This window comes from Paenibacillus sinensis (assembly GCF_019904155.1).
In the GTDB taxonomy this organism is placed as follows: domain Bacteria; phylum Bacillota; class Bacilli; order Paenibacillales; family Paenibacillaceae; genus Paenibacillus_AQ; species Paenibacillus_AQ sinensis.
Window position 1 is genome coordinate 1 of the sequence record NZ_JAHCMB010000126.1, and the last position, 9,618, is coordinate 9,618.

Sequence of the window (9,618 nt, forward strand, 5' to 3'; positions counted from 1 at the left end):
GAGGTTGATAGGCTGGGGGTGGAAGTGCAGCAATGCATGGAGCTGACCAGTACTAATCGGTCGAGGGCTTATCCAAAACACTCCCCACAAAGTGAAGAAGACGCTGACGAAGCGGATTCCGAATACTTTGCGGGGGCCCCGAAAAGGGCAAGACGCAATGTTTCGTTTCGATCCAGTTTTCAGGGAGCAAAACTCAAGTTTCACCAGTCCACGCGGCTGATTGAGGCGACGAATTGCTTTCAGCATTTGGCGATGCTGAAACCTGAACCTAAGCTGCATGTCTTTTCTGTAGTCGGTTATTTTCCTGAAGCGATTCGGGAAGTAACACAAGCGAAAAAAAACTGTTTGGTGGCGATGGCGGAGGGGTTCCACGCGTACCCATCCCGAACACGACCGTTAAGCCCTCCAGCGCCGATGGTACTTGGACCGAAGGGTCCTGGGAGAGTAGGACGCTGCCAAGCACATGAACCACTGCTGAGTATTCAGCAGTGGTTTTTTGTATAAGTTCATATGTCGTTGCATGGTTTCACATAAAGTTGAGTGACATTTTTGTTACCGACAGGACGGAAGTAGCAAGTATAATAGTAAAGTGCAATTAAATACGCAATTTTAATTCGGAGGACCTACTCATCAATCGTAATTTTCTTGAATATATACCTGTGTCTGAATGAAGTTGCAGGGTTAAGGGTAAGGAGGATTAGCATGAATCGAGCCCGAGTAATATGGACTCTCCTTCTTGTGTGCCTGCTAACGGGAATATTGGCGGGGTGCGGAGCGAAAGAGGCTCACTGGGACTCTTTTGAGGGAGCGCTGAACGAGAAGAATTTTCCCGTCCCGAAAGAAGCCAACTCTTCGGATCATACCACAACAAATGCCGCTATGGACTATGTGAGATATTCCCTTCCGGGACTGAAGGAGAAGGACAGCCTGCCGGAGCCTTATTCGGAAGCTATTGAGGCCTGGGGGTGGCATGAGGTGGTTAAAGGGAAGACTGCAAATTCCTATGTATTTCAGAGGGATCAAAGCATCGTTCATTTGAGCATTCATGACGGGTATTTTATTGTAATGGTTCCGAAAGACAAGAAAGCGACAACTCAGTCTCTTGGCAGTCCATAGAAAATCGCCACCTCTAGAGGTGGCGATTTTGCTGTGTATGAGGCGTTTATTGAGAGTAACACGATACATCGTCGGAGCTAAATCTCAGCATATCATCCTGCCGGCTCCATCCCGTACGAACAACCGCATAGAATTTCGGGAACAGCAGCCAAACATGCAGAAAGCCTAGAGAGAACGTAAAGGCATGTGGCGACCAGAAAATAAACAGTGCTGTAAAGGCGAGCCCAATCCAGAAATTATGAAGCTGCACCTGTCGAAATAGACGGCAGCTGATATATTGATCCGGCATAAAGCCAATCCAGGGTAGGCGGAAGTTGTGATGCCAGCGTTTGTTAATCGGATAGCCTGCGATTAGAAGCACGGAACGGGAAACCACATACTGAATCCAGAGGATGACAGGAATCGCGATCAAGAAATACAATACACTGGCCGGAGAGATCAGCAGGGTTGCCAGTATAATAAACAGAAGTGGAATACCGGCGTATACCCGTTTGGCATTGGTCGAAACAGTTACTTTTCTGAGCAGCTTGTACTGGTAAAAGGTTGCCCCTTTATTTGTTGGTTCCATACGGGTCCTCCATATGATATCGTAGCATCTACTCCTACTATCGGCTGTTTGACCAAAAAAATTAATTGTTCCTCTTTTAAGCGGGAAAGGATATGAAAAAGACTATGAAAGGGTTTAAAATGGTAGAAAGTGCAGCATACTGTTCTTAAAAGACCAAGGTGGGATGGCAATGGACCAGGAACAGGCGGTTCCCGAGGTGTGCATTATTTGCGGGCAGGAGAAGGAAGAGGGAATCCGCATTGTATCGCAATTTATTTGCGAGGAATGCGAGGCGGAGATGGTGAGAACGGAAGCGGAAGATGCGAAATACCGTTTTTTTATCGGCCGTATGAAGAAAATCGGATTGCAGAAGAATGCGTAGTTTCCCCGTACCCTATCGATATAAGCAAGGCTAAGGCGGCTTCTCCTGATCAAGGAGGGCCGTTTTGCCGCTTTGGGGACGCGACTCTATAATCAAAGAATAGGCGAGAAAGCGGTTATGCGGTAAAATAGAGGTATGCCGGTGCGAAAAGGACTTACGAGAAATGAAAGAAGAAATGCGTAGTAACATGCCTTTATACGAGATGCTGGAACGCTATAAATCGGAAGGGAATGTCTCCTTTCACGTTCCGGGTCATAAAAATGGCCGCGCCTACCGGGAGGAGGGCGGTTCCGGTTTTTTGGATAAAGTGCTGCAGGCGGACATTACCGAGATTACGGGCAGTGATGATCTGCACCATCCGGAGGGTGTTATCCTGGAAGCGCAGTGGCTTGCGGCGGAGTGTTTTGGAGCCGACGAGAGTTTTTTTCTCGTTGGAGGCAGCACAGCGGGGAATTTGGCTTTGATCCTGTCGGTATGTGCAGAGCCGGGGTCGCTGCTGCTGGTGCAGCGTAATGTGCACAAATCCGTCATTCACGGGCTCATGCTGGCCGGAGCCCGGGCGCTTTTTCTGGAGCCGCAGGTGGATGAAGCCAGCGGCCTGGCCATTGCTCCGGCGGAGTCAGCCGTGAGACAAGCACTCGCCGCCCACCCGGAGGCGGTCGGCGTCCTGGTGACCATGCCGAACTATTATGGCATGGGAGGCGATCTGGCGCCGTTGGCCCGCGCCTGTCATGACAGCGGCGTTCCGCTGCTCGTGGATGAGGCCCACGGGGCGCATTTCGGGCAGCACGCGAAGCTGCCGCCCAGCGCTTTGAGCGCCGGTGCGGATGGCGTGGTGCAATCCACGCACAAGATGCTGGCGGCGATGACCATGGGCGCGATGCTGCATGTACAGGGCCCCCGGCTCGACCGGGCCCTGCTGAAGCAGCGGCTTGCCATGGTGCAGAGCTCAAGCCCATCATACCCGGTGATGGCTTCGCTCGATCTGGCGCGCCGGATGGTGCATGTCCGGCGCGGGGAAGCCTTCACGGCGGGGCTGGCCGCCGTGGAAGCCTTGCGGCACGGCCTGGCGGAGCTGCCGCGCTTCCGGTGCCTGCGGCCTGAATCGCCGCCGCAGGCGCAGGACACAGGCGGCAGCCTGCCAGGCACGCCTGCCGCCTGCGCAAACCCAAGCGCCGCCTATCTCTATCAAGACCCCTTCAAGGTCGTGATCTTCGATGCAAGCGGCGGCTTAAGCGGCTCCCGGCTGCAGGCGGAGCTGGAGCGGCGAGGATGCATACCGGAGATGAGCGATGACCGGTATGTGGTACTGTTATTCAGCTTAGGCTCATCCGAAGCGGATGCCATGAGACTGCTGGATGCGCTCAAGGCGATTGATCAAGAAGTGTCGCCACCTGAAAAATCGTTTTCTGAGAACAAGGCTTATGTTTCCACGTGGAACATTCATCATGCAGATCGGCTATCCGAACCGGTATCCTTCTCGCTCAGACCGGTACGGGAGGAAGAGACGGAGTATATCCGGCTTGAGGCATGCAGCGGACGGAAGGCGGCGGAGATGGTCATCCCTTATCCTCCAGGAATCCCGCTGCTCTACCCGGGAGAGGTTATTACCAGGGAAATAAGCGCCAGAATGTTGAGCCTTGTGAAAGCCGGAGCCAAATTTCAGGGCGTATCGGATCACACTTTGCAGACTTTGAAAGTATATTTAGAGTAGCTGGAATGGGTGCACGCCTACCAGTTAGAACGGACGCCGTCTTCAAGGGCTGCCGGACCGTAAGCAGAAAGTGAAAGGCGGAGAACTGAATTGGGCCGGAAGGGATATTTCATAACGCTTGAGGGCGGAGAAGGATCGGGAAAGACAACGATTATCGGCAGGCTGGCGGCATACATGCAGAACCGGTCGCTGCCCTACCTGATTACGAGAGAGCCGGGAGGGATCGAAATCGCCGAGAAGATTCGCTCCATTATTCTGGACCCGGCGCACACAGCAATGGATGCAAGGACAGAGGCGCTGCTGTATGCCGCCTCAAGAAGCCAGCATTTGGCCGAGCGGGTTGAACCGGCCCTGGAGCAAGGTCTGATTGTGATCTGCGATCGCTTCGTCGACAGCAGTCTCGTCTACCAGGGATATGCCAGAGGGCTCGGGATGGATCGGGTTAAGGCCATCAACGATTTTGCCACAGGCGGAAGAACGCCGGATCTCACGTTTTACCTGGATATTGAGCCGGAAGAAGGGTTAGCCCGAATTGCAGCCAATGGAGAGCGCGAATTTAACCGGCTTGATCGGGAAAGCCTGGCTTTCCACCACAAAGTACGGGAGGGATATCATCTGATCGCGGAAGCCGATCCGCAGCGAATCGTTACCGTTGATGCCGGACGTCCCCTGCATGTGGTGGAGAAGGAACTAGTAGATACGTTGGAAAAAAAGCTGTTAAAGGATTTTTAAAGGTCTGTGTCAAATTGTTAGGGATACAATCTTCTTCGATAAGCTCGAAAAATTACGCTAATAAAGGAGATGCATACGATGAAACTGATCGTCGCGATTATCCAAGACAAGGACAGCAATCGCTTGTCCGGCGAACTGGTCAAGGCCAATTTCCGCGCAACGAAGCTTGCGAGTACAGGGGGCTTCCTTCGGGCGGGAAATACGACCTTTATGATTGGGGTTGAGGACAGCCAGGTTGAAGCCGTGCTCGGCGTCATCCGCAACAGCTGCAAAGTGCGTGAACAGTTGGTCACCCCTGTAACTCCAATGAGCGGAACCACAGATTCCTATTTGCCGCTGCCTGTTGAAGTGCAGGTTGGCGGAGCCACGGTATTCGTCCTGCCGGTTGACCGTTTTGAACATTATTGAGATTTAGGAAGAGACGGTCCCGCCTCCTTATCGGACAGTGCGAGACCGTCTTTTCCGACAGAGCGGGTTGGGCGAATAGCTCATGCTAAGGAAGGACGGTAAATACCATGAAAATCAATCCGGGCTTCAGGCCGATAAAGAGCGATCTGCCCGTAACGGACAATACGAAACAACCGGTTCAGCGAAAGACATTCTCCGATATGCTTCAGCAAAATGGGGAGCATGCGAGCCGTGATGAACTGATGCGCAAGATCCAGGATATACAGGTCCAAGGAGACCGGCTCTCAAAATCGATGACCGTTCGGGAGCTAACCATTTACCGGACGATGATCAAACGGTTTCTTGAAGAGACGGCGCGACGCGGCGTTAGCCTGAAGGAAACCAAGGGTTGGGACCGGCGCGGCCGGGGCAAGCGCTACAAGCTGCTAGAGGAAATCGATTCGGCTCTCTTGTCGATGGCCGATGAGCTTTTGGACAGTGAGGAAGGACGAATTGAGCTGCTGGGTAAAGTAGGGGAAATTCGGGGGTTGCTGATAAATCTTTCGTTTTGACCGATTCAGGAGGACAACATGCCTTTTACAGATATAATGGGACAGGCTGCCGCCAAGCAGATCCTGCAGAACTCACTGAGAAACGGCACGCTGGGACATGCCTATTTGTTCACCGGTCCCTCGGGAAGCGGTCAGATGAAGACGGCGTTGACGTTGGCCCAGGCGATATTTTGCACGGTTCTTCAGGATGATGCATGCGGTGAATGCCTGGAATGCCGCAAGGTGGAGCATGGCAACCACCCGGATCTGACGATTCTGTCGCCGGACGGGGCCAGCATCAAAATCGACCAGATCCGCGAACTGCAGCGGGTCTTTTCCTATCGGGCCAAGGGAAGCCATCCCAAGGTATATATTATTGACGAAGCGGATAAAATGACCGTTCAGGCTGCCAACAGTCTGCTTAAATTTCTGGAGGAGCCACCGGTTCCCGCTGTGGCGATTCTGATCGCCTCCAACAGCCAGTCGCTGCTTCCAACCATTTTGTCGAGAACCCAGCGCATTCCGTTTGCACCTCTGTCGCCGGACCTGATGCTTCAGGCATTATCCGATGAAGGAGTACCTGCTCCTCTAGCGCGCTGTGCCGTTTCTCTAAGCTCTGGAATCGAGAGCTGCCGCGAGCTTGCGGCGCAGAATTGGTTTGCAGAAATGAGAAATCTAGTGTTACAATTAGCGAAGGAGTCTTTGGGCAAAAAGGGCTCTGCGGTGGCGACTGCGGGTCAGAAATTGTTCAAGACCGAGCTTGGTGAGCATATGGACACCTTGTTCAGCATGTTCCACCTATGGTTCAAAGACATGCTGTATTTCCTTCACCTGAAACACGAGAGCATCGTTTTCATAGATCAGTTGGACTTTATTTCCAATTACGCTGGAAGCCGAAGCGTTTCCGAGTGGGTGTCTTACATGGAGTATGCAGCGGAGAGCAAGAAGAAGCTCCGTTTCAATGTGAATGCCCAACTGTGTCTGGAGCAATTCTTAATACGGTTGGAAGAATAAGATACGGTTTGGCAGCGGTCTCTTCTTGGGTTGAGGGCAGGAATTACAAGCATGAAGGCATCATGGAGCGGACTTGCTGGGGTTCCTTCGCCGGCAGACAAGGAGGTTAATTTTGTTATACAACGTAGTTGGTGTCCGCTTTAAAAAAGCGGGTAAAATATATTATTTTGATCCCTTGGAATTGCCGATTGAACGTGATCAGTGCGTGATTGTGGAGACGGCGCGGGGGGTTGAATACGGCAGAGTCGTTGTGGGAAAGAAAGAGGTTCAGGAAGCCGACGTGGTTCTGCCGCTTAAGAAGGTCATGCGTATTGCCGGGGATAACGACGCGCGCGTGGTGGATGAGAATAAGCAGGCGGCCAAGGACGCATTCACAACCTGTCTGAATAAAATCCGCGATCATGGGCTGAAAATGAAGCTTGTCGACGTGGAGTTTACGTTTGACCGCAATAAAATCATTTTTTATTTTACGGCGGAGGGCCGGGTTGATTTCCGGGAACTGGTCAAGGATTTGGCCAGCATCTTCCGTACACGCATTGAGCTGAGACAGATCGGTGTCCGTGATGAGGCGAAGATGCTCGGCGGTCTCGGTCCATGCGGCCGGGTGCTGTGCTGTTCCTCATGGCTGGGCGATTTTGAGCCGGTATCGATCAAGATGGCCAAAGATCAGAATTTGTCGCTTAATCCGACCAAGATTTCCGGGCTGTGCGGCAGACTTATGTGCTGTCTGAAATTTGAGCATGATAATTATGAAAGCATCAAAGAAGAACTGCCCTCGGTCGGCAAGCTGGTCATCACTTCGCTGGGCGAAGGCAAGGTGGTTGGCATCAATGCCGGAAGTCGCATGGTGCATGTACAGTTATTTGAAGTGGGCAAAGTTAAAGAGCTTCCAATGGATGATGTAGTCGTCAAGTAGACCATTAAGGTTACTTTCGGGGTGGAAACTTGGAAAAGAAAAATATTTTTGCACACATTCAGGAGATTGAAGCGCAGATGGACACGATGCGCCTGAATCTGGAGGATTGGAAGCAGGCAGTGAAGGAACTGACGGAAGCCAACCAGCGATTGACGCTGGAGAATGAGCAGCTGCGAAGAATTTTGAAGCGGGAAGCTCCTAAGCAGATTGCGGCTCCGCAGCCGGTTAAAGCCGGCAAGCAGGAGACGGCCCCCGAGACCCCGGCAGAGGAAGTTGTCGGTGAGGGCTACGACAATCTCGCCCGGCTGTATCATGAAGGCTTTCATATCTGCAATGTCAACTTCGGGCATTTGCGCACGGAGGGTGACTGTCTGTTCTGTCTGTCATTCCTAAATAAATGAGAACATCCAGCCGTAGGAGGACGCCGCCTACGGCTTTTTTGAAATCGGAAAGGGCATACGATTATACCGGGAAATAGGAGAATTCTAATGAATAACCGATTGCATGACACCCCCTTGCTGCCTTCCGAGCGAGTGGATGACCTGCTGACACATAATCTGCATATTATTCAGAGCGATGAAGTGTTCAGCTTCTCGATGGATGCGGTGCTGCTGGCACGGTTCGCATCTGTTCCGCCGCGTGGGCGGGTGCTCGATTTATGCACCGGGAACGGGGTCATTCCCCTGCTGCTGACTACAAGGACTTCCGCCAGTCTTGAAGGTATCGAGATTCAGCCGCGGCTGGCCGATATGGCAAGACGGAGCGTCGCCATGAATGAACTTCAGGAGAAGATCATGATTCATGAAGGCGACCTTCGGACACTGCATGAAACGGAGGGATATGGCGTATATGACGCGATTACGGTGAATCCGCCGTACATGCCGCTGAATGGCAGCGATCTGAAGATGAATAGCCATCAGGCGATGGCCAGGCACGAGATCGGTTGTACCCTGGAGGATGTAATCCAGGCTGCCGTCAGGCTCGTCCGTACCGGAGGCAAGGTCAGCATGGTTCATAAACCGCAGCGGCTTGCCGACATCATCAATCTGATGCGGAAGTACCGGCTGGAGCCCAAGAGCATCCGGTTCGTGCATCCAAGAGCGCATCTCGAAGCCAACATGGTCTTGATCGAGGCGGCGAGGGACGGCAAGCCCGAGGTTCGGGTACAGCCTCCGCTTATCGTATATACGGATGACAATCAATATTGTCCGGAGATCATGGATATCTATTTCGGTTCAAAAGAGGGACAATCATGACCATACAATGCCAAAGCAGCTTTCAGCAGAGCGATTCCGGCAGCGGCGTTCTGTATCTGGTGGCGACCCCGATCGGCAATCTGGAGGATATGACCTTTCGCGCGGTTCGGACCTTGAAGGAATGCGATATTATCGCAGCCGAGGATACCCGGCAGACGCGCAAGCTGCTGAGCCATTTCGACATTTCTCCCAAGCAGCTGTTCAGCTACCATGAGCATAACAAGACCGCCAGCGGACCCGAACTGATACGCTATATAATAGAAGGTAAAAATCTGGCGCTGGTCAGCGATGCCGGTCTGCCGGCCATTTCCGACCCCGGAGCCGATTTGGTGACGCTCGCCGTTCAGTCCGGAATTCCTGTGGTTCCCGTTCCCGGGGCTAATGCCGCTTTGTCGGCTTTGATTGCCTCCGGATTGCCGACCGGCATATTCACGTTTGTCGGATTTTTGCCTCGGGAGCGGAAGGACATCCGTGCTGTGCTTACCCCGCTCCGTGCTTCTCAGGGAACGCTGCTCTTCTACGAGTCTCCTCACCGGGTAGGCAAAACGCTCGCACACCTACAGGAAGCCTTCGGGAATCGGCGGGTGACCTTAGCCCGCGAGCTGACAAAGCGGTACGAGGAGTTTCTGCGCGGGACGATCGAGGAATGTCTGGAGTGGCTGGAGGAGCATCCTCCGATGGGAGAGTATGTTATTGTCGTGGAGGGTGAAAGCCGGGAAGAGGCTCAAGAGGCTGATTCCGCCTGGTGGCGTCCGCTCAGCATCGCCGAGCATGTCGTTCATTACGAAGGCGAAGGCGTCTCTCGCAAGGACGCCATGAAGAAAGCCGCCGCCGACCGCGGCGTGGCCAAACGCGATATTTATAACGCGCTGCTGGAGGAGTAGCACAGGGACACACTACGTGTTGAGGTGAAGTGGCAAAGAAAAAGATGGATTAATTCCGCTGTATGCGAAAAAACGCCGAAGCTCAACGCTGAAACGTAAAGCGCATCCCGAAGGGACAG

The 9,618-nt window shown here is 52.9% G+C and carries 12 protein-coding genes and 1 rRNA gene; 12 read left to right on the plus strand and 1 reads right to left on the minus strand.

Annotated features, from left to right (window positions below):
• Window positions 1–344 precede the first annotated feature (344 nt).
• Window positions 345–461, plus strand: a 5S ribosomal RNA gene (rrf, locus tag KIH86_RS14060).
• Between the two features lie 241 nt (window positions 462–702).
• Window positions 703–1,116, plus strand: coding sequence for a hypothetical protein (locus tag KIH86_RS14065; protein ID WP_223088659.1), 414 nt, complete (start codon window positions 703–705; stop codon window positions 1,114–1,116).
• Window positions 1,117–1,162: 46 nt separating this feature from the next.
• Here KIH86_RS14065 and KIH86_RS14070 read toward each other — a convergent pair whose 3' ends face one another.
• Window positions 1,163–1,684, minus strand: a complete 522-nt coding sequence (locus tag KIH86_RS14070; protein WP_223088658.1) for a hypothetical protein — start codon at window positions 1,682–1,684, stop codon at window positions 1,163–1,165.
• Window positions 1,685–1,853: 169 nt separating this feature from the next.
• On the opposite strand from KIH86_RS14070, the gene KIH86_RS14075 reads away from it, so the two are divergent.
• The 10 genes from KIH86_RS14075 (at window position 1,854) to rsmI (ending at window position 9,499) form a co-directional block, all read left to right on the plus strand.
• The gene (locus KIH86_RS14075; RefSeq protein WP_235775413.1) at window positions 1,854–2,045 is read left to right on the plus strand and encodes a sigma factor G inhibitor Gin; all 192 of its coding nucleotides are present in this window, start codon (window positions 1,854–1,856) and stop codon (window positions 2,043–2,045) included.
• Between the two features lie 187 nt (window positions 2,046–2,232).
• The gene (locus KIH86_RS14080) at window positions 2,233–3,759 is read left to right on the plus strand and encodes an aminotransferase class I/II-fold pyridoxal phosphate-dependent enzyme (protein WP_235775414.1); all 1,527 of its coding nucleotides are present in this window, start codon (window positions 2,233–2,235) and stop codon (window positions 3,757–3,759) included.
• A gap of 90 nt (window positions 3,760–3,849) precedes the next feature.
• Complete coding sequence (gene tmk / locus KIH86_RS14085) at window positions 3,850–4,491, plus strand: dTMP kinase (RefSeq protein WP_223088655.1); 642 nt, start codon at window positions 3,850–3,852, stop codon at window positions 4,489–4,491.
• 78 nt (window positions 4,492–4,569) lie between these two features.
• A complete protein-coding gene (locus KIH86_RS14090; RefSeq protein WP_038692821.1) occupies window positions 4,570–4,899 on the plus strand; it encodes a cyclic-di-AMP receptor in 330 nt (109 codons plus the stop codon).
• Window positions 4,900–5,006: 107 nt separating this feature from the next.
• On the plus strand, window positions 5,007–5,450 hold the full coding sequence (locus tag KIH86_RS14095) for a YaaR family protein (protein WP_223088654.1): 444 nt from the start codon (window positions 5,007–5,009) through the stop codon (window positions 5,448–5,450).
• 18 nt (window positions 5,451–5,468) lie between these two features.
• On the plus strand, window positions 5,469–6,443 hold the full coding sequence (gene holB, locus KIH86_RS14100) for a DNA polymerase III subunit delta' (protein ID WP_223088653.1): 975 nt from the start codon (window positions 5,469–5,471) through the stop codon (window positions 6,441–6,443).
• A gap of 112 nt (window positions 6,444–6,555) precedes the next feature.
• Complete coding sequence (locus KIH86_RS14105; protein WP_223088652.1) at window positions 6,556–7,359, plus strand: PSP1 domain-containing protein; 804 nt, start codon at window positions 6,556–6,558, stop codon at window positions 7,357–7,359.
• A gap of 29 nt (window positions 7,360–7,388) precedes the next feature.
• Window positions 7,389–7,760: an initiation-control protein YabA gene (locus tag KIH86_RS14110; protein WP_223088651.1), complete on the plus strand. Its 372-nt coding sequence runs from the start codon at window positions 7,389–7,391 to the stop codon at window positions 7,758–7,760.
• Window positions 7,761–7,847: 87 nt separating this feature from the next.
• Window positions 7,848–8,615, plus strand: coding sequence for a tRNA1(Val) (adenine(37)-N6)-methyltransferase (locus KIH86_RS14115; protein ID WP_223088650.1), 768 nt, complete (start codon window positions 7,848–7,850; stop codon window positions 8,613–8,615).
• Window positions 8,612–9,499 (plus strand): 16S rRNA (cytidine(1402)-2'-O)-methyltransferase, encoded by an 888-nt coding sequence (gene rsmI / locus KIH86_RS14120; protein ID WP_223088649.1) that lies wholly within the window; start codon window positions 8,612–8,614, stop codon window positions 9,497–9,499. Before KIH86_RS14115 ends, rsmI begins: the two co-directional genes overlap by 4 nt.
• Window positions 9,500–9,618 lie beyond the last annotated feature (119 nt).

Coding starts and splice junctions, on each gene's coding strand:
- KIH86_RS14065 (WP_223088659.1), top strand. CDS start 703: ATGAATCGAGCCCGAGTAATATGGACTCTCCTTCTTGTGTGCCTGCTA.
- KIH86_RS14070 (WP_223088658.1), bottom strand. CDS start 1,684: ATGGAACCAACAAATAAAGGGGCAACCTTTTACCAGTACAAGCTGCTC.
- KIH86_RS14075 (WP_235775413.1), top strand. CDS start 1,854: ATGGACCAGGAACAGGCGGTTCCCGAGGTGTGCATTATTTGCGGGCAG.
- KIH86_RS14080 (WP_235775414.1), top strand. CDS start 2,233: ATGCCTTTATACGAGATGCTGGAACGCTATAAATCGGAAGGGAATGTC.
- KIH86_RS14090 (WP_038692821.1), top strand. CDS start 4,570: ATGAAACTGATCGTCGCGATTATCCAAGACAAGGACAGCAATCGCTTG.
- KIH86_RS14095 (WP_223088654.1), top strand. CDS start 5,007: ATGAAAATCAATCCGGGCTTCAGGCCGATAAAGAGCGATCTGCCCGTA.
- holB (WP_223088653.1), top strand. CDS start 5,469: ATGCCTTTTACAGATATAATGGGACAGGCTGCCGCCAAGCAGATCCTG.
- KIH86_RS14115 (WP_223088650.1), top strand. CDS start 7,848: ATGAATAACCGATTGCATGACACCCCCTTGCTGCCTTCCGAGCGAGTG.
- rsmI (WP_223088649.1), top strand. CDS start 8,612: ATGACCATACAATGCCAAAGCAGCTTTCAGCAGAGCGATTCCGGCAGC.